This is a genomic window from Streptomyces sp. ADMS (genome assembly GCF_033441795.1).
Lineage (GTDB): Bacteria > Actinomycetota > Actinomycetes > Streptomycetales > Streptomycetaceae > Streptomyces.
The window spans coordinates 25,739-45,250 of sequence record NZ_JAVFVX010000064.1 but is presented as its reverse complement, the minus strand read 5'-3'; the positions used below and the strand labels follow the sequence as shown (position 1 = coordinate 45,250).

Sequence of the window (19,512 nt, the reverse complement as noted above, 5' to 3'; positions counted from 1 at the left end):
GGCCTGCCGGAACGCGTCGAGCAAGGTCGCTTACACCACGAGGCGGGACACGACCGGTTCGTGCGTTCAGGCCGGGATGTGCTCGACACCGACGCGCTTGCGGAACACCCAGTAGGTCCAGCTCTGGTAGAGCAGCACCACCGGCGTCATGATCGCCGCCACCCAGGTCATGACCTTCAGCGTGTACGCCGACGAGGATGCGTTGCTCACCGTCAGACTCCATGCCGGGTCCAGGCTGGACGGCATGACGTCCGGGTAGAGCGCGAGGAAGAGCATCGCGACGGCCCCGGCGACGGTGACGCCGGAGAGAGCGAACGCCCAGCCCTCGCGGGCCCGTTGGTTCGCGGCGAGCGCGCCGAGCAGCGCGCAGACCGTGAGGACGAGCGCGACGAAGCTGCGGACGTTGCCGCCGCTGGTCTGGGTCCACAGCAGGAAGACCAGCGCGAGCCCGGCGGTGGCGAGACCTGCCCGGCCGGCCAGTGCGCGAGCGCGGTCACGGATGTCGCCGCGCGTCTTGAGCGCCGCGAACACCGCGCCGTGGAAGGTGAACAGGGCGAGGGTGACGAGGCCGCCGAGGAGGGCGTACGGGTTGAGCAGGTCGAGGACCGTGCCGGCGTACTCGCCCTCGGCGTCGATCTTCACGCCGTGGACGATGTTCGCGAAGGCCACGCCCCACAGGAACGCGGGCAGCAGGGAGGTCCAGAACAGCGCGTGCTCCCAGTTGCGCTTCCACCGGGCGTCGTCGCGCTTGCCGCGGTACTCGAAGGCGACGACACGGACGATCAGACAGGCCAGAATGGCCAGCAGCGGCAGGTAGAAGCCGCTGAACAGGGTGGCGTACCAGACCGGGAACGCGGCGAAGGTGGCGCCGCCCGCGGTGAGCAGCCACACCTCGTTGCCGTCCCAGACCGGGCCGACTGTGTTGATGAGCACCCGGCGCTCGGCCTCGCCGCGGGCGAGCAGCTTGGTGAGGATGCCGATCCCGAAGTCGAAACCCTCCAGGAAGAAGTAGCCGATCCACAGGACGGCGATCAGGGTGAACCAGACGTCGTGCAACTCCATGGCCGTGTCTCTCTCCGTGTCTCCGGCAGGTTTCGGAAGGTCCCGGTGGGGCTCAGTAGGCGAAGGTCATCGGGCGGCCGGTGTCCTCGTCGGCGGACGGGCCGCGCAGGGAGGGAACCTCCGGCGGCGGCAGTTCGTCGGCCGGGCCCGCCTTGGCGTACTTGACGAGCAGCCGCACCTCGACGACGGCCAGTACGGCGTACAGGACGGTGAAGACGCCCAGCGAGGTGATCTGCTCCCCGACGGAGACACTGGGCGAGACCGCGTCGGCGGTGGTCATCAGCCCGTACACGCTCCACGGCTGGCGGCCCATCTCCGTGAAGATCCAGCCGAAGGAGTTGGCGACGAGCGGAAAGCCCATGGTGAGAACGGCCAGCCGCCAGGCCCAGGTGTTCATGAACGGGCCCAGCTCACGGCTCGGGGTGAGCATCAGCAGCGGGACCTCGTCCTCGCCGCGCCGCCGGTCGGCGGCAAGCGAGCGCCTCTGCCGGGTCAGCCACAGGCCGGCGAGGCCGATCGCGAAGGAGGCCATACCGAAGCCGATCATCCAGCGGAACGACCAGTAGGCGGTGGGGATGCTGGGCTTGTAGTCGTCGGCGAGATCGCCGTACTGCGCCTTCTGCAGCGCCTCGACGGTGCTGATGCCCGGCACTGGCGAGGTGAAGTCGCCCTTGGCCAGATAGGACAGCAGGCCGGGTATCTCGACCTCGACCGTATTGCGGCCCTCGTCGACGTCGCCGTACGCGAAAAGCGAGAAGGGCGCCGATTCCTCCGTCTCCCAGAGGGCTTCGGCGGCTGCCATCTTCATGGGCTGCTGCTCGTACATCACCTTGGCGAGCGCGTCGCCGCTGACCGCCGTGCCGAGACCTGCGATGACGACCGTGACCAGGCCGAGCCGGAGCGATGTGCGCATGGCGGCGATCCGGCCGGGAGTATCCGGCTTCGCCGCCTTCCCGGCGCGGCGCAGCTGGTACGCGGCGATGCCGACGATGAACGCGCCGCCCGTGAGGAAGGCCGCGGTGAGGGTGTGGAAGACGACGACCAGCGTGGTCTGCTGGAACAGCACGGCCGCGATGTCGTTGAGCTCGGCGCGGCCGGTGGCCTCGTTGACCTCGTATCCGACCGGGTGCTGCATCCACGAGTTGGCGGCCAGGATGAAGTACGCCGAGAGGAACGTTCCGACGGCCACCAGCCAGATGCAGGCCAGGTGGATCTTCCGGGGCAGCTTGTCCCAGCCGAAGATCCACAGGCCGATGAAGGTGGACTCGAAGAAGAACGCGAGCAGGGCCTCCATGGCGAGCGGGGCCCCGAAGACGTCACCGACGAACTTCGAGTAGTCGGACCAGTTCATGCCGAACTGGAACTCCTGCACGATGCCGGTGGCCACGCCCATGGCGACGTTGATCAGGAAGAGCTTGCCCCAGAAGCGGGTGGCCTTGAAGTACTTGTCCTTACCCGTGCGCACCCAGGCGGTCTGCAGCCCCGCGACGAGGAAGGCCAGACTGATGGTGAGCGGGACGAACAGGAAGTGGTAGACGGTCGTGATGCCGAACTGCCATCGGGCCACGGTCTCCTGAGCCAGGGCCAGTTCCACGGCGGGCCTCCTCGTGTACGGGGTCGCGCGCACCCCGGTACGGGGGTCGGCAGGGGGAAACGGCCGGCCCGGCCACGGAAGGCGCCGGCCCGTGGACGACACCTTCGCGGTCGGGCGTACCGCCAGGGATGCGCCGTACGGTCCTGACAATGGGGCCGAACGGACCACAGTGCCCGGCCTTCCTCTGGGCCCAATGGCACTGCGGGGGCTCAGGACGCACGGTCGACAGCCACGCCTTCGCCGCTTCTTCCCGGCCCTGTGCTCCCTGCCGCGACCGAGGCCGTTCGGCCCTCCGGCAAGGGGCCGCACGGCACGTCGGCAGGTGCTCACGGCCCCTGCCCCGCGAGTCACGCGACGACGAGCATCGTCAATGGACCCACCGTGGGACCCGGTCGAGCCGGCCGGCGGCCAACTCGCCACCGTCCTCGGCCCCTTCCCGCCGAACACCAGGCACCCGAGCACGGAACAGAAGGGAATGGCATCATGACGCTCCACTACGTGGCCGTCGGAGTTGACGGCTCGCTGGTCGCCGTACGGGCGTTGGACCAGGCAGCGGAAGAGGCGGCGCGGCGTGGTGCCGCGCTCCACGTCGTGTACGCCGTGCCCGACCGCGACGAGGCCGGACCGATCCTGGCGTCGGCCGCTTCCCGGGTCCGAGCGCGTCACCCGAATCTGCCGGTCGTGGCGTCGGCCGTGGAGGGCGGCGCCGTGGACGCGCTGACGCGCGAGAGCGAGGGCGCCGCGCTCACCGTCGTCGGCACCCGCGGACTGGGCGGGCTCACCGGTCTGCTGCTCGGCTCGGTGAGCCGGCGTCTGGCCGCGCACGTGCACAGTCCGCTGCTGGTCGTACGCGGTGATCACCCGTGCGGGGACGGTGGCGAGGTGCTGCTGGGCCTGGCCGACGACACCGACGCGGACGCGGCCGCCTACGCCTTCGAGGAGGCGGAGCGTCGCGGCACCCGTCTGCGCGTCCTGCACTCCTGGACCCACCGGCACGTCACCCCCGAACTGCCCTCGCTCGTGCCCGCGACCAGCCCGGGACAGCGACAACTCGCCCAGCAGGAACGGGAGGAGGAGGCCGTGGCGCGCTTCGTCATGGCCCGGCTGAGGGAGCACCACCCCGAGATCGGAATCGAGACCCGCACGGTCCGCACCGACCCGGCGCAGGCACTCCTGGAGGCCACCCGCGAGGCCGGCATCGTCGTCATCGGTGCCCACCGCCGCACCAGTCGGAGCGGCCCGCAGCCGGGACAGGTCGCGCACACCCTGGTGAACCACTCCCACTGCCCGGTGGTCGTCGTGCCGACCGGGTGAACGGCACCACGCGCTCCGAGGGATGGCCCGGTTGGCCCTGTCGGGCACTCGGTGGAGGGGCGGAGAGTGGGCAGGTGCGGACCGGCACGTACGCCGGCCCACGCCCCGACCCGGAAGGGAACCCCCTATGTCCGTCGACACCCAGCAGGCGCCCGCCCGGCTCACGGACGACGAGCTGAGGACGCTGGACGCCCACTGGCGCGCCGCGAACTACCTGTCCGTGGGCCAGATCTACCTCATGTCCAACCCACTGTTGACCGAGCCGCTGCGCCCTGAGCACATCAAGCCGCGACTGCTCGGCCACTGGGGCACGTCCCCGGGCCTCAACCTGGTCCACACCCATCTCAACCGCGTGGTCAAGGCCCGCGGCCAGGACGCCCTGTGCATCTGGGGACCGGGACACGGCGGGCCCGCCGTGGTGGCCAACTCCTGGCTGGAGGGCTCGTACACGGAGACGTATCCGGACATCACCCGGGACGCCGCCGGTATGGCTCGCCTTTTCAAGCAGTTCTCGTTCCCCGGCGGGATCCCCAGCCACGTGGCGCCCGAGACGCCGGGCTCCATCCACGAAGGCGGCGAGCTGGGCTACTCGCTCTCGCACGCCTACGGGGCTGCCTTGGACAACCCCGGTCTCCTCGTCACCTGCGTGATCGGCGACGGTGAGGCGGAGACCGGGCCACTGGCCGCCTCCTGGCACTCCAACAAGTTCCTCGACCCGGTCCACGACGGGGCCGTACTGCCGATCCTGCACCTCAACGGCTACAAGATCGCCAATCCGGCGGTGCTGGCACGCCTGCCGGAGTCCGAACTCGACGACCTGCTGCGGGGCTACGGTCACCTTCCGATCCACGTCACCGGTGACGATCCGCTGACCGTGCACCGCGCCATGGCCGCCGCCATGGACGACGCCCTGGACCGCATCGCGCTCATCCAGAACAGCGCGCGCGAAGAGGGCGCGACGCAGCGGGCCCACTGGCCGGTGATCGTGCTGCGCACCCCGAAGGGCTGGACCGGACCCGCCGAGGTCGACGGCCTTCCCGTGGAGGGCACCTGGCGTGCCCATCAGGTCCCGCTGTCGGCCGTCCGGGACAACCCCGAGCACCTGCGGCAGCTGGAGACCTGGCTGCGCTCGTACCAGCCCGAGGAACTCTTCGACGAGCACGGCCGCCCCCGCGAACAGGTGCTGGCCTGCGTTCCCGAGGGCGCCCGGCGCCTGGGGTCCACCCCGCACGCCAACGGCGGGCTGCTGTTGCGCGAACTGCCCCTGCCGGAGCTGGACCGGTACGCCGTCGCGGTCGACAAGCCGGGCACGACACTGCACGAGCCCACCCGGGTCCTCGGCGACCTGCTGGAGCACGTCATGCGTGACACCAGCGGCCGCCGTGACTTCCGTCTCGTCGGCCCCGACGAGACCGCCTCCAACCGGCTCCAGGCCGTCTTCGACGCGAGCGGCAAGGCCTGGCAGGCCCAGACCCTCGCCGTCGACGAGCACCTGGACCGGCACGGCCGGGTGATGGAGATCCTCTCCGAACACACCTGCCAGGGCTGGCTGGAGGGCTACCTTCTCACCGGCCGGCACGGGATGTTCTCCTGCTACGAGGCCTTCGTCCACATCGTCGACTCCATGGTCAACCAGCACATCAAGTGGCTGCGCGTCACTCGCCGGCTTCCCTGGCGCGCGCCCATCGCCTCCCTCAACTACCTGCTGACCTCGCACGTCTGGCGCCAGGACCACAACGGCTTCTCCCACCAGGACCCCGGCTTCATCGACCATGTCCTCAGCAAGAGCCCCGAAGTCGTACGGGTCTATCTGCCGCCGGACGCCAACACCCTGCTGTCGGTCGCCGACCACGTGCTGCGCAGCCGCGACTACGTCAACGTCGTGGTCGCCGGCAAGCAGCCCTGCTTCGACTGGCTCACCATGGACCAGGCCCACGCCCACTGCGCCCGGGGCGCCGGGATCTGGGAGTGGGCCGGTACGGAGAGCGGCGAACGGGAGCCGGACGTCGTACTCGCCGCCGCCGGGGACGTCCCCACGCAGGAAGTGCTGGCCGCCGCACAGTTGCTGCGCACCCATCTGCCGGAGCTGGCCGTCCGGGTCGTCAACGTCGTCGACCTGGCCAGGCTGCTGCCCGCCGAGGAGCATCCGCACGGCATGCCCGGCGCCGACTACGACGCGCTGTTCACCCGCGACAAGCCGGTGATCTTCGCCTACCACGGCTACCCGTGGCTGATCCACCGGCTCGCCTACCGCCGTACCGGCCACGGGAACATGCACGTACGCGGCTACAAGGAGATCGGTACCACCACCACGCCGTTCGACATGGTCGTCAGCAACGACCTCGACCGCTACCGCCTGGTGATGGACGTCATCGACCGTGTCCCGGGCCTGGCCGTGCGGGCGGCCCCCGTACGGCAGTTGATGGAAGACACCCGGCTGCGCCACTACGACTGGATCCGTGAACACGGTGTCGATCTCCCCGAGGTCGCCGACTGGACCTGGGACGGCTGAACGCACAGGAGGAGACGGGGCGCGGCGGTGAACCGGATGCCGGTGATCGGGCCGGGGCGGATGCGGACCGAGTGTCCGGGGGTGGGCGACCGCCCAGGCACATGCCGCGGCCCGACTGTCCCAGGAGGTCGTGAGACCCCTCCGTCGTGCCGGGGACTACCGCTCGGGCAGCCAGTGGTGGGCGATCCGGCGCGACGGGTGCTTCTCGGGCGGGTGGGTGTCGTCCATCCGGAAGGTGAGGCTGTTCATCACGCCCACCACACCGTCCACCCGCCAGACCAGCTGGACGACCAGCGGGATGTCGCTGCGGCGTTCCAGACGGCCCTCCAGCGTGGCCGTACCGTCGTGGACGGAGACGATGACGGTGTGGGGCGGCAGGCACATGGCGCGCGTCAGGACCTCGTCGACGATCTCCTGACGGATCTCCTCGTCGGTGCGCAGGAAGACCCGCAGCAGGTCGCGGCGGGTGGCAATGCCGATCAGACGGTCCTCCTCATCCACCACCGGCAGCCGTTCGATGTGGTGGCGCTCCATGACCCGTGCGGCGTCCGCGACGGGCTGCTCCGGATGAACGGTGATCGCAGGGGTCGACATCAGTTGCCCCGCGGTCATGGCACGGGCCCCGGCAACCGCGAAACGCGACTTCCGGCGCAGCGCCGGCAGCCGGAAGCGGCGTGCCCGCTGGTCCTGTCCGGCCCGAGCCGCCTGCCGGCGTATCAGGTCGGTCTCGGAGACCACGCCGAGGACCTTGTCGTCGGCGTCCACCACCGGCACGCCGCTGATCCGGTGCCGGGCCAGCAGTTGCGCCACGTCCTTGAACGGAGTCTCCCGGCGTGCTCCGACGACCTCGGAGGTCATCACCTCGCCGACTCTGGAGGTCTTCATGGAAGTTCCCTTCGCCGCCGGTGCGCGCGGAGCGCAACCGGTGTCCTTCGCGTGCGGCCGCTGGGGGCCGGCGGATCCCCGCAGGGCGTCCTGCTCCTGCGGGTGGGCATCGGGGGCCGGAACTCGCGGGTGGGGGCGGCCGTTCGACCGCTGCTGTCCCGTTGGACCGTCCCGGGTGGCCGGCTCCCCGGATGCCTTTTCAGCCTCCCTCGCACCGGCTGGACGGTGCAGGGGCCAACTGGTCCCGAGTCGTCGGGCCGAACCGCCCTCACCTCGGACGACAGCTGCCACGATTCACTGTTCCGAGGGCGGCGGGGACGCGGAACGTCGCCGGGGCCGAGGTCCGTGACGGTTCGGCCCGGCCGGACCCGGGCGGTGCCCTGCCTACTGGCGACGATCGCCGTCGGCACATGAGGAGGGACAGGAAGCGGTGAACGGCAGCACCGGAGCGAGCCACAGCGGCTGCCCGTAGTGGCGCAGCATCGGGGCGTACGTTCCCGCCGTCACCAGCCACGCGTGGCCGGGGCCGAGGGCGCCGACCCTGCAAGGGCGCCGCGGTCCGGGCACCGCACGGGTTTCTGCCCGGGCGGGTCACTCCGAGCGCGTGTCCTGCTGTCCCGCGCCGCGGCCCGCGGGGCCTCCGGCCTGTTGCCTGCCCCGCCAGGGCGGGCTGACCGGCCGGGCGGCGTCGCCCCCGTGTGCCGCTCGCTCCAGCTGACGGCGCAGCCGGTCCTGCAGCCGGTCGGTGACTTCCTGGCTGGTGGCCTCCTGCGCGTGGACGACCACGACGGTGCGGCCCACGCGGAGGTCGGCCACTGCCGACCACGGGTGCCCGGCGTGATGGGCCGCCGCCTTGGCGATCCGCACCTCGCCGGTGACCGCCGGCAGTCCCGGCCGGCTCATGACAGCGTCGATCTTGGAACGGGTGTATGCGAGGGCTTCCTCACCGACCTCTCCTTCGGCCCGTACCCGGACAACAGCGGCGGTGTCGCGGATTCCAGCGTCCCTGCCGGTCATGCAGACCACTCCTTCTCGTTCTCGTCCTCTGTGGCTCCACCCTTTCGCCGAGGCCGGCCGTGGCCCCAGGGCCGATCGGCCCCGGTCGACGGGCCGTGGGTCCCGTCGTGATCACGGCCGGCCCCCTCGTGGGGCGGGCTCCCACCGACCCGGCTGCCGACGGCGATGCCGGACGGGCTGGCCCTGCCGGCCGGGGCCCGCCCGTTCCCACAGCGTTCGGCACCGACAGAGGGCGAATGACCGGTCGGCTCTGGCCCTTCGGCCCGGAATCACGCAGGATCCTTCACACAGAAGGACCGGCTCCGCGCACCAGGCGGATTCCGGTGCGGGAGACAGACGACGCAGGACAGGAGCCGTCGATGACGGACAGTGAGCAGACCGCGCCCGAGACCCCGATCCGGGTCTTCCTGCTGGACGACCACGAGGTCGTACGGCGGGGGGTGCGCGACCTGCTGGACGACCGGCCCGACATCACCGTGGTCGGCGAGGCAGCCAATGTCGAACAGGCCCTGGCGCGCGTCCCCGCCCTGCGCCCGGACGTCGCCGTCCTCGATGTACGCCTCCCCGACGGCGACGGCATCACCGTGTGCCGGGAACTGCGTTCGAGCATGCCGGACCTGGCCTGCCTGATGCTGACCTCGTTCGACGACGAGGAGGCACTTCTCGACTCGATCATGGCCGGAGCCTCCGGATACGTGCTCAAGCAGATCCAGGGATCGGACCTGGTCTCCGCCGTACGCACGGTCGCCGCGGGCCAGTCCCTGCTCGACCCGAGCGCCACCACGAAACTGCTGACCCGCCTGCGCAACGACCAGCGGAAGGAAGAGGAACCCGACGCGCTGCCCGGCCTGACCGGCAGGGAGCAGGAGATCCTCGCCCTGATCGGCGAGGGACTGACCAACCGTCAGATCGGCCAGCGGCTCTACCTCGCCGAGAAGACCGTCAAGAACCACATCTCCCGACTACTGGCCAAGCTCGGCGTGGAGCGGCGCATCCAGGCCGCCGTCATCGCCACCCAGGCCAAGGACCGGCTCAAGTACAAAGGGGCCTGACGGTCCGTTCGGCCCGGAGGTCCCGCCGGGCCGAACGTCCCTCACCTGGCCCCCGGACGGCCCAAGTCCGAACCGGTCCCCTGCGGGCAGGCTGGCAGCGCACACCGGAAACGGATCGATCGGGAGGACAACGGACATGAGCGTGCGCGTGGGCATCAACGGCTTCGGCCGCATCGGACGCAACTACCTGCGCTGTGTGCTGGAGCGCGCGGAGGCCGGGGCGGGCACGTCCGTCGAGGTGGTGGCCATCAACGACATCACCTCGCCGGAGGCCCTCGCCCACCTGCTGGCGTACGACTCGACGTACGGCCGTCTCGGCCGCGCCGTCGAACATGACGACGACTCGATCACCGTGGACGGGCATCGCATCGCCGTGACCGCCGAGCGCGACCCCGCCGCCCTGGCCTGGGGTGAGCTCGGTGTGGACGTCGTCATCGAGTCCACCGGCCGTTTCCGCAGCCGCGAGGACGCCGGCCGGCACCTGAAGGCCGGGGCGCGCAAGGTGTTGCTGTCCGTGCCGGGCAGGGGAGTCGACGCCACGATCGTCATGGGCGTCAACGAGAGCACGTACGACCCCGACCGGGACCACGTGGTGTCCAACGCCTCCTGCACCACCAACTGCGTGGCGCCGATGGTCAAGGTGCTCGACGAGCGGTTCGGCATCGACAAGGGCCTGATGACCACCATCCACGGCTACACCAACGACCAGGTGGTTCTCGACGGCCCGCACAAGGACCTGCGCCGTGGCCGCACCGCCGCCGTGAACATCATCCCGACCAGCACCGGCGCCGCCCGCGCGGTCGGACTCGTGCTGCCGGAGCTGTCCGGCACCCTGGACGGCATCGCTGTACGTGTGCCGGTCGAGGACGGTTCCCTGACCGACCTGACTCTGGTGCTCGACCGGGAGGTGACCGTCGGCGAAATCAACTCCGTCTTCCGGGAGGCGGCCGACGGGCCTCTGAAGGGCATCCTGCGAGTCTCCGACGCCCCGATCGTCTCCCGCGACGTGGTCGGCGACCCCGCCTCCTGCGTCTTCGACGCTCCGCTCACCCAGGCCCACGGAAACCTGGTGAAGGTGTTCGGCTGGTACGACAACGAGTGGGGCTACACCAACCGCCTGCTCGACCTCACCGAGTACGTCGCCGCCCGGCTTCCGCAGAGCTGACAGAACCGGTTCGATCTTCCGGCCGGGGCGGCAGGCGGGCCGAGCGGCCCCAGTCGCCCGGGTGGGGCCCTGCCGGGCCGAACGTCCCGTGCCGAGGCCGGAACCGCCCTTCCGGCCTCCCCCTCGCGGATGCCACGGTGGCGGTGAAGCCTTGTGGGTGCAGGCCTGCGCAACCCGACGAGAGGCGGTGGGGACGATGGCGCTACCCCTGGTCGCGGGGGTCGACGGATCGGATGCGAGCCTTGTGGCGGTCGACTGGGCGGCGGACGAAGCGGCCCGGCACGGTGTGCCGCTGCGGCTGGTGTACGCCTCCCTGTGGGAACGCTACGAAGACGCCGCCCCGTCCGGCAGTCCCGGACGCCTGTCGGAGCATGAGATGGCGGAGCGCGTCCTCGGCGTCGCGGTGGAGCGCGCCCGGCGGCACAATCCCGATGTGAAGGTCTTCGCGGAGGCTGTTCCCGAGGATGCCGTGTCCGCGCTCCTGCGCGAGGGTCACAACGCCTCCGCCCTGGTGACGGGATCGCGTGGCCGCGGTGGGCTGGCGGGCCTGCTCCTCGGGTCCGTTTCCCTGGTCGTGGCGGGCCGTGCCCGGTGCCCGGTGATCGTGGTGCGCGGCGACAAGGCCGGCCTGGCGGGCAGCCACGAGCGGATTCTGCTGGGCGCCGGGGAGCCCGCGGCCGGCGGTGAGGCGCTGCGGTTCGCTCTGCGCGAGGCCGGGGCGCGCGGGTGCACCCTCGATGTCGTACGCGCATGGCGCTGTCCCGCACACGAGACCGCCGGTCACGAGGAACGTGCGTCGGCGCTGCTCGACACCCTGCTCCACGACGCCATGGCGGACCGTCCCAAGGCCCATGTGCGCCGTGCCGTGGTGGAAGGACCGGCCCGCAGAGTGCTGCTGAACCGGTCGGCCGCCGCGGACCTCGTGATCGTCGGGGCCCGGCGCCGGTCCGGCCCCCTCGGTCTCCAGCTCGGCCGCGTGGGGCACACACTGCTGCATCACGCGCAGTGTCCGGTCGCGATCGTGCCGCAGGAGGTGTGAGGCATGAAGTCCCCTCGCACCCCTGTGACCTCCCGCGACGCGCTCGCCCCGGTTCTGCGCAACGTTCGGGCCGTCGTCTTCGACACCGACGGAGTGATCACCGACTCCGCCCGGGTGCACGCTGCGGCGTGGAAGACGGCGTTCGACGCCTATTTGCGCGCCCACCCGTCCGAGGACGCCGACCGGAGCCGCCCGTTCGACGTACGGGACGACTATGTGCGCCATGTCGACGGAAAATCCCGCCTCGACGGCGCCGCCGCCTTCTTCGCCGCTCGCGGCATCGAGACGTCGCCCGAGACCGTGCATGCCGTCGCGGAGCAGAAGGAGCGCCTGTTCGTGCAGCGGCTGCACGAGCACGGCGTCGACGCGTATCCGGGCACCGTACGGTTGGTGCGTGCCCTGCGCCGGGCGGGGGTTCCCCGGGCCGCGGCCTCCGCCTCCCGCCACGCCGGTGAGCTGTTGAGCCGGGCCGGGGTCCTCGACCTCTTCGACATCCTGGTGGACGGCGGCGAGGCGGCCCGGCTGGGCCTGGCGGGCAAGCCGGAGCCCGATCTGTTCCTGGAGGCGGTCCGCCGACTCGGTGTCCCCGCCGACAGGGCCGTCGTCGTGGAGGACGCCCTGGCGGGTGTGGAGGCGGGGCGGCGAGGCGGGTTCGCGCTGGTGGTCGGCGTGGACCGCCTCGCGGGTGAGGACACCGGGGCGCGACTGCTGCGGCACGGTGCCGACATCGTCGTGCGCGACCTCGGAGAGCTGGTCGCGGAAGGAGCGCCGAAGTGACGGGCTTCAGCTGGGAGTACGAGGGCTACCGGCCCGCCGACGAGCGGCTGCGTGAGTCCCTGTGCACCCTGGGCAACGGCTACTTCGCCACGCGTGGAGCACTGCCGGAGTGTGCCGCCGACGAGGTGCACTACCCCGGCACCTATGTGGCCGGCTGCTACAACCGGCTCACCTCCGACGTGGCGGGCCGTCAGGTCGAGAACGAGGACATGGTCAACGTCCCGAACTGGCTACCCCTGCGCTACCGCCGGAGCGGCGGTCCGTGGCTCACTCCCGACACCGCGACCGTGCTCGACCATCGCGAGATCCTGCATCTGTCCGCAGGGCTGTTGGAGCGCCGGACATGCTACGACTTCGGCGGTGCACAGAAACTGACGATTCGTCAGCAACGGCTCGTGCACATGGCCGACCCTCATCTCGCCGCCCTGCGAACCGAGTTCACCGCCGAGGGTTTCTCCGGCCCGCTCGACGTGGAGGCGGCCCTCGACGGCAGCGTCACCAACTCAGGCGTGGCGCGCTACCGCGATCTGGACGGCGACCACCTGACCCACCTGCACACCGGCACCGCGGACCCCGACACGGTGTGGCTGCGCTGCCGCACCCGGACCTCGGACATCCGCATCGGCATGGCAGCCCGCGTCACCGCCGACGCAGCCGTCACCATCCGCCACGAAATCCCTTACGCCATCCAGGAGATGACCCTCGACCTGGCCCCGGGCCGCACCGTCACCGTGGACAAGACCGTCGCCCTGCACACCTCCCGCGACCCCGCGATCAGTGACCCGCTGTACGCCGCCGTCGACCGGGTGGGTCAGGCGCCCGGCTTCGACGAACTGCTCGAGTCGCACCTGACCGCCTGGGACCAGCTCTGGCGCAGGGCCGACCTCGAAGTTCCCGGGGAATCGGGCCGCGTCCTGCGCCTGCACCTCTTCCACGTACTGCAGACCCTCTCCCCGCACACCGCCGACCTCGACGTCGGCGTGCCTGCCCGGGGCCTGCACGGCGAGGCCTACCGCGGACACGTCTTCTGGGACGAGCTGTTCGTCCTGCCCTACCTCAACCTGCACTTCCCGGAGGTCTCGCGCGGCCTGCTCCGCTACCGCCACCGACGCCTCGAACAGGCCTGTACGGCCGCCCGGTCGGCGGGCCGCAGGGGTGCGATGTACCCGTGGCAGTCCGGCAGCGACGGACGGGAGGAGACCCAGCAGCTTCATCTCAACCCCCGTTCGGGGCGCTGGCTGCCCGACCACTCCCGGCTCCAGCACCACGTCGGCTCGGCGATCGCCTACAACGTGTGGCAGTACTGCGAGGCCAGCGGCGACACCGAGTTCCTGCACACCAAGGGCGCGGAGATGCTGCTGCAGATCGCCCGCTTCTGGGCGGACTCGGCCACCTACGACGAGTCCCTCGGCCGGCACCGTATCAAGGGCGTGGTCGGCCCCGACGAGTACCACGAGGCGTACCCCGGAGCGCCGGAACCAGGCCTCGACGACAACACGTACACCAACGTCACCGCCGCCTGGGTGCTCGCCCGTGCCCTGGAACTGCTGGAGACCCTGCCCGAGCCGCGACGCCGCGAACTCGTCGAACGCGCGGGGCTGGACGGGGGCGAACTCGAACTCTGGGAGGACGTCTCCCGCACCCTTCACGTGCCCTTCCACGACGACGTCATCAGCCAGTTCGAGGGCTACGGCGAGCTCGCCGAACTCGACTGGGACGGCTACCGGCAGCGGTACGGCGACATCCGGCGCCTCGACCGGATCCTGGAGGCGGAGGGCGACAGCGTCAACCGCTTCCAGGCCTCCAAGCAGGCCGACGTCCTGATGCTCGGCTACCTCTTCTCCCCGGCCGAACTGCAGGGCCTGTTCCGTCGGTTGGGCGTACCTCTCGACGAGGACACCTGGCGCCGTACCGTCGACCACTACCTGCACCGCACCAGCCACGGCTCCACCCTCAGCGGTCTGGTCCACGGCTGGGTACTGGCCCGTGCCCGGCGGGCAGAGGCGTGGAAGTTCTGCCAGGAAGCCCTCCAGGGCGACATCGCCGACGTGCAGGGGGGTACCACCGGCGAGGGCATCCACCTGGGTGCCATGGCCGGCACCCTCGACCTCGTCCAGCGCGGCCTCACCGGCCTGGAGACGAGGAGCGGGGCTCTGTGGCTCGACCCGGTGCCGCTGCCGGAGCTGTCCTCGTACGGCTTCGCCGTGCGCTACCAGGGTCACTGGGGCGTGCGGCTGCGGCTGGAGCGCGGGCTGATGGAGATCGCGGTGCCGTCCTCCGACGGCTCGCCGATCGACGTGCGGCTGCCGGACCACGCGGTGCGCCTCCAGCCGGGGGAGACGGGGCGACTGGCGCTCCCGGAGTGACGGTCACGTTCGGTCGCCCGCACCGCGGGCACACGTGCGGGGCGTGGTTCGGTCAACCCGGGCCGCGCGTGGGCCGGATGGCCCCACGCCAAGACCTGGAGGCCCATACCCGCCGGCCCTGCGTGGTGTGACGCTGGCAGTGACAGTCTGCTCGTCGTGGGACACCGGCTCGCCGAGCGCCCGCTGGGCCCGCGAACCGGCCCTGTCACCCACGCCGCCATCCGTCACGTCGGCTGCCCCGTGGCGGTCGTACCCCACGACTGAGCCGTATCCCACGAGTGACCGGAATGCCGCGGTGCGTGGCCCGGTCCACGGCGCGAGGGAGAAGCGGTTCTCTTCCTCGTGGCGAAGCGCGGGCGCAGGACGGTGTGCAGCCCGTGGGACAGACACGCAGGTCGTCGAGTCGTTCCGCCGGCGGACCGCCGAGCGTGCCGGCGAGGGCAGGGGAGAGCAGGTGTTCCGCGGCCCACTCGTGCGGCTGGAGTTGTCCGGTGACCCACCGATGCACCTCGCGCACCACCCGGGTCGGATGGTGCGCCGCTGCAGGCCGTACGGCCCTGTGCGGGTGCCGGAGGGCGGAGCGGCCGTGGGCCTCCCACCGCCCTGGCGACGGGGTGATCGACTTCGCGTTGGACGCGGCCGCCCGACGCATGCCGTTCTGCGGGGCCTCAACGGCTGGAACCTGCCGCCGTACTCCGGCCACGGCATCTTCGCGGCCCCGGAGCCGCACGACGGGACCGCCCGGCAGCAGTCCGCCCCGCGGGCTGGGACTGGACCTGCGACGCCGGGAACCCGGGCTCTTTTCGAGGGCCGATCGGCCCACTTTCCGCCCCCGGACAGCCCATGGGGCTTCGTCCCGTTCCGTTGGACCCTCTGAGTGTCAGGAGACCCGGAGGAGCCCGCGATGACGGACGACGCGTTCAGCAGGCCCACGTTCGATGCCGCGCTCGCGGACAGCATCACGAGCCGGCCGTCGACCGGGCCTGCGCCCCGAAGCATCCCCGCTACCGGGCCCCTCGTCCCGACCGCCCGTGTCGAGAGCCTCTCCACTCCTGCTGCGCCTGTCCGCACGGCGAGCGCAATGCCGCAGCCGGCCGAGGCGTACGCCTGCTGCCCCGCAGGCCCCAGGACCCCTGTCCGTCCACGCAGGTCCCCCGCCGAGGAGAAACAGCCATGAAGCACAACAAGGTCGGCTCCGTGATGACCACCGAGGTCGTCCGCGCCACGTACAGCACTACGTTCAAGGAAGTGGCCCGGCTGCTCGCCGACCACCGGATCAGCGGACTGCCCGTGGTCGACGAGGACGAGAAGGTCATCGGCGTCATCTCCGAGACGGACCTGATGCTCCGGCAGGCGGCGACCCCCGATCCCTACGAGCCGAAGCGCCGCTTCCGCCTGGCCGGCCTGACGCGCAGCGCCCGGAGGCGGGCAGTGAAGGCCGAAGCCCGCACGGCGGGCCGGCTCATGACCGCGCCGCCTGTCACGGTCAATGCCGACGACACCATCGTCGAGGCCGCCCGGACCATGGCCCAGCGCCGCGTCGAACGGCTTCCCGTCCTCGACGAGGAACAGCGGCTCGTCGGTATCGTCAGCCGGCGCGACGTGCTTCAGGTCTTCCTGCGGCCGGACGCCGAGATCCGTGACACGGTCATCAACGAGGTCCTCGTCCGGACGTTGTGGCTGCCACCGCGTGGCACAGATGTCTTCGTCGCGGAGGGTGTGGTCACGCTCTCGGGCCAAATGGAACGCAAGAGCGAGACGGAGATCGCCGTCTCCATGACACGTCAGACCGACGGCGTGGTCGCTGTGGTCGACGAACTCACCTACCGGCTGGACGACACGCAGCTCAAGCCCGCCGAGCAGGCGCTGCACGGTGTCGCGGACGACTGGCTGCGCAGGATCTGACCCGCACAACAGGAGAGGGAGGCGGACCGCCATGCCCAGCAGCGTGTTGGTCGCCCACGGGACGACGAACGGGTCGACCGCCGAGATCGCCGAGGCTGTGGCCAAGGTACTGCGCAAGGACGGGCTGAGTGTCGATGTACTGCCCGCCCGGTCCGTGGCGAGCGTGGCGTCGTACGAGGCCGTAGTGGTCGGAGGCGGCTTGTACGCCGGGCGCTGGCACAAGGACGCCCGCCGCTTCGTCCGCCACCACCGCCTCGCACTGGCCGGACGCCCGCTGTGGATGTTCAGCAGCGGCCCGCTCGACCCCTCGGCCACGGAACGGGACATCCCGCCCGTTCCCGGTGTGAAGCGGGCCATGATCCGGCTCGGCGCCAGGGAGCACATCACCTTCGGCGGCTGCCTCGAAGAGGGCACGAAGGGATGGATCGCAGGGGGGATCCTCCGCAACGGAAAGGGGGGCGACTTCCGGGACTTCCCCCGGATCGAGGAGTGGGCGAGGCACATCGCCGACGAACTGGCGGGGGAGAAGGGCTGATCCCCTCCGGAGGCTGCCGAGGAAAGCCCGGCGAGCCAGGAGGTTTCACGAAGGGTGGATGCATCATGTCCCTGACGTACGAGAGCCCCGGCCGGGCGGCTCTCCACCTGGCCCGCGCCGCTTCCCTGGCGCCCTCGCTGCACAACAGCCAGCCGTGGTTCTTCGCCGAGGAGGGCCACGACCACGGCTTCGAGGTGCACACGAGCGACCGGCAGCGGATGATGCTGACCGACCCGGGCGGCCGAGAGGCGGTCATCGCCTGCGGGGCGGCTCTGTTCAACGTGCGGATCGCGGTCGGCCGGCTCGGGTTCCGGCCCGTGGTCGACCTCCTGCCGGAGCCCGGGAACTCCGCGTTTCTCGCCCATGTGGGTTACGCCGCCCACGTCCCGGCGACCCCCGACGAGGCACTGATGGCCCGCGCGATGCCCCGGCGGCGCACCCACCGCGGGCCCTTCGGACCCGACCCGGTGCCGGACACACTCCTGGACGAACTGCGCGACCACGCCCGGGCCGAGGGTGCCGTGCTCCAGGTCGTCGACGAGCCGGAGAAGCTCCGGCTGGTCACGGACCTGGTGCGCATCGCCGAGAACGCACACCGCGCGGATCCCGACCGCAACGCCGAGCTGACGCGATGCGTGGGTCCGTACGGAATACCCGCCGAGGCCTGCCGTCATCACCCCGACCACACGCTGCTGGCCGGCCGCGACTACCTGGGCGTCGCCCGGCCGTCCGCCCGCCGGCCTCGGAGATGGACCCGGCGGACGGGCACCGTGGCCGTGCTGTCCACGCACTGCGACGGCCGCCAGGACTGGCTGCGGTCGGGTCAGGCGCTCCAGCGTGTCCTGCTGTATGCGGCCGCCCATCACGTGATGGCGGCCTTTCACACCCAGCCCCTCGAACTGCCCGTGCTGCGGGCGGAGCTGCGAACGCATCTGACCGGGGGCCGGTTCCCGCAGGTGATCCTGTGCCTCGGCCGTACCACTCGGACGTGGTCCACCCCGCGGCGCCCGCCCGTCGAGTTGCTGGTCCGCGACGGCGATCCGGCCCGGTGACGACGATGACCGGGACCACACGCGGAAAGCCGGTCGGACGGCTGGGATGGCGGCTGCGCCGCAGCCCGCTCAGGCGCCGCAGCTATCTCGTCGAGGCCTGGCTGCTGGTTGTGACGTGGGCGCTCGCGATACTGGCGGCCGTCGTCTCGGGTGTCATGACCGCCCACGCCGTCGAGCGGAACATGAACGGCCTGCGGGCCCAACGGCAACCCGTGCCCGCCGTGCTCACCGAGGACGTGGCGCGGTCCCCGACCGCGGCTGAGGGCGCCGGCGGCGACCGGGCGTGGGCGACCGTCACGTGGTCAGGTCCGGACGGAACGGCCCGGAGGGGCGTGACCCGGGTCGAGCCCGGCAGCGGGGCCGGGAGCACGACCACGGTATGGCTGGACGACGAGGGCCGTCTGATGCCCGCGCCTCCGAGTGCCGACCAGGCCGAACTCGAGGGCGTCGTCATGGGCTCCGTGGCCGCCGCGGGTGCCGGTGCAGCGGTGGTGCTCGTCGGCTGGGGCGGATGCGCGCGGCTGGACCGGCGACGGCTGGCGCAGTGGGACACGGAGTGGGCCGACGTGGGCCCGCAGTGGGGACGGAGGACCGGCTGACACGGTCGGGACGACACCGGACCCCATCCCCAGGGCCCGACCGGGTCAGAGGTTCGCACTGGTCGGCACTCGGCGCGTCCGGGCCGGAGCAGAAGGCTCGATGAGGAACCAGAGGGCACCCCGGCGCCGGAGCGGGCCACGACCGGCGTGATCGAACGGCTGCCGGGCCGGCCGGCGCTGCCCGACCTGTTCGGCGGGGCCGAGTCCGGCTTTCCCGGGACGCACGCGGTTCCGGGGCTCCACGGCATACACGTCGAGGAACACCTGACGGAGGGGACGTACGTGCTGCGGGCCGGGCCTCCAGCCCTCGACACCGCCAAGGACGCCGAGAGCACCGTGGAGGGGAGTGCGCTGAGGCTGCGATCCGAGCGCGGTGCGGAGACCGAGGGGAAGCACCGCACCGGTTTCCGCCACGGCACCCACGCCCGCTCCGTCCGGCTGCCCGCGGGCGTGAAGGGCGACGGGCGACGGGCGACCGCCGAGTGCAAGGACGGCGTCCTGACCATCACGGTCCCGGTGCCCGAGAGGAGGACGGGCGCCACGTCCATCAAGGTGCGGCACGGCCGAACAGGGCACGTGCCGCGACACGTCCGAGCGTCCGGGGCTCTGGGGAGGACCGGGCGCGCGGACGCCGTCGT

At 71.4% G+C, this 19,512-nt stretch carries 15 protein-coding genes and 2 pseudogenes; 13 read left to right on the top strand and 4 right to left on the bottom strand.

The genetic code is table 11. The annotated features are described in order from the left end of the window. Positions 1 to 66: 66 nt before the first annotated feature. Together cydB and RB628_RS25710 are read right to left on the bottom strand one after the other, a co-directional pair. On the bottom strand, positions 67 to 1,062 hold the full coding sequence (cydB, locus tag RB628_RS25715; protein WP_318322879.1) for a cytochrome d ubiquinol oxidase subunit II: 996 nt from the start codon (positions 1,060 to 1,062) through the stop codon (positions 67 to 69). 52 nt (positions 1,063 to 1,114) lie between these two features. Next, complete coding sequence (locus tag RB628_RS25710) at positions 1,115 to 2,656, bottom strand: cytochrome ubiquinol oxidase subunit I (protein WP_318322878.1); 1,542 nt, start codon at positions 2,654 to 2,656, stop codon at positions 1,115 to 1,117. A 483-nt stretch (positions 2,657 to 3,139) separates the two neighbouring features. Here RB628_RS25710 and RB628_RS25705 point away from each other — a divergent pair, with 483 nt between their 5' ends. Continuing rightward, on the top strand, positions 3,140 to 3,970 hold the full coding sequence (locus RB628_RS25705; protein ID WP_318322877.1) for a universal stress protein: 831 nt from the start codon (positions 3,140 to 3,142) through the stop codon (positions 3,968 to 3,970). Between the two features lie 127 nt (positions 3,971 to 4,097). After that, complete coding sequence (locus tag RB628_RS25700) at positions 4,098 to 6,482, top strand: phosphoketolase family protein (RefSeq protein ID WP_318322876.1); 2,385 nt, start codon at positions 4,098 to 4,100, stop codon at positions 6,480 to 6,482. 156 nt (positions 6,483 to 6,638) lie between these two features. Here RB628_RS25700 and RB628_RS25695 read toward each other — a convergent pair whose 3' ends face one another. Together RB628_RS25695 and RB628_RS25690 are read right to left on the bottom strand one after the other, a co-directional pair. Continuing rightward, positions 6,639 to 7,367, bottom strand: coding sequence for a CBS domain-containing protein (locus tag RB628_RS25695; RefSeq protein ID WP_318322875.1), 729 nt, complete (start codon positions 7,365 to 7,367; stop codon positions 6,639 to 6,641). A gap of 591 nt (positions 7,368 to 7,958) precedes the next feature. Beyond that, positions 7,959 to 8,384 (bottom strand): hypothetical protein, encoded by a 426-nt coding sequence (locus RB628_RS25690; protein WP_318322874.1) that lies wholly within the window; start codon positions 8,382 to 8,384, stop codon positions 7,959 to 7,961. Between the two features lie 359 nt (positions 8,385 to 8,743). Here RB628_RS25690 and RB628_RS25685 point away from each other — a divergent pair, with 359 nt between their 5' ends. The 11 genes and pseudogenes from RB628_RS25685 to RB628_RS25635 all read left to right on the top strand — a co-directional run. Next, positions 8,744 to 9,436 carry a response regulator transcription factor gene (locus RB628_RS25685; protein WP_318322873.1) on the top strand — a complete coding sequence of 231 codons (693 nt, stop codon included), beginning with the start codon at positions 8,744 to 8,746 and terminating at the stop codon, positions 9,434 to 9,436. Positions 9,437 to 9,572: 136 nt separating this feature from the next. Beyond that, complete coding sequence (gene gap / locus RB628_RS25680; RefSeq protein ID WP_318322872.1) at positions 9,573 to 10,601, top strand: type I glyceraldehyde-3-phosphate dehydrogenase; 1,029 nt, start codon at positions 9,573 to 9,575, stop codon at positions 10,599 to 10,601. Between the two features lie 196 nt (positions 10,602 to 10,797). Continuing rightward, positions 10,798 to 11,640 carry a universal stress protein gene (locus RB628_RS25675; RefSeq protein ID WP_318322871.1) on the top strand — a complete coding sequence of 281 codons (843 nt, stop codon included), beginning with the start codon at positions 10,798 to 10,800 and terminating at the stop codon, positions 11,638 to 11,640. A gap of 3 nt (positions 11,641 to 11,643) precedes the next feature. Then, a complete protein-coding gene (locus RB628_RS25670) occupies positions 11,644 to 12,417 on the top strand; it encodes a beta-phosphoglucomutase family hydrolase (protein WP_318322870.1) in 774 nt (257 codons plus the stop codon). Continuing rightward, entirely contained in the window at positions 12,414 to 14,783 is a 2,370-nt protein-coding gene (locus tag RB628_RS25665; RefSeq protein ID WP_318322869.1) for a glycoside hydrolase family 65 protein, read from the top strand. The genes RB628_RS25670 and RB628_RS25665 overlap by 4 nt, the downstream gene beginning before the upstream one ends. Positions 14,784 to 14,915: 132 nt before the next feature. Continuing rightward, positions 14,916 to 15,047, top strand: a pseudogene (locus RB628_RS25660) (universal stress protein); the annotation flags it as partial. Positions 15,048 to 15,956: 909 nt separating this feature from the next. Beyond that, complete coding sequence (locus RB628_RS25655; RefSeq protein WP_318322868.1) at positions 15,957 to 16,688, top strand: CBS domain-containing protein; 732 nt, start codon at positions 15,957 to 15,959, stop codon at positions 16,686 to 16,688. Between the two features lie 31 nt (positions 16,689 to 16,719). Continuing rightward, positions 16,720 to 17,223, top strand: a complete 504-nt coding sequence (locus RB628_RS25650) for a flavodoxin domain-containing protein (protein WP_318322867.1) — start codon at positions 16,720 to 16,722, stop codon at positions 17,221 to 17,223. 65 nt (positions 17,224 to 17,288) lie between these two features. Further along, a complete protein-coding gene (locus tag RB628_RS25645; RefSeq protein ID WP_318322866.1) occupies positions 17,289 to 18,275 on the top strand; it encodes an Acg family FMN-binding oxidoreductase in 987 nt (328 codons plus the stop codon). 5 nt (positions 18,276 to 18,280) lie between these two features. Next, positions 18,281 to 18,874, top strand: coding sequence for a hypothetical protein (locus RB628_RS25640; protein WP_318322865.1), 594 nt, complete (start codon positions 18,281 to 18,283; stop codon positions 18,872 to 18,874). Positions 18,875 to 19,021: 147 nt separating this feature from the next. Beyond that, positions 19,022 to 19,414, top strand: a pseudogene (locus tag RB628_RS25635) (Hsp20/alpha crystallin family protein); the annotation flags it as partial. Positions 19,415 to 19,512: the final 98 nt, after the last annotated feature.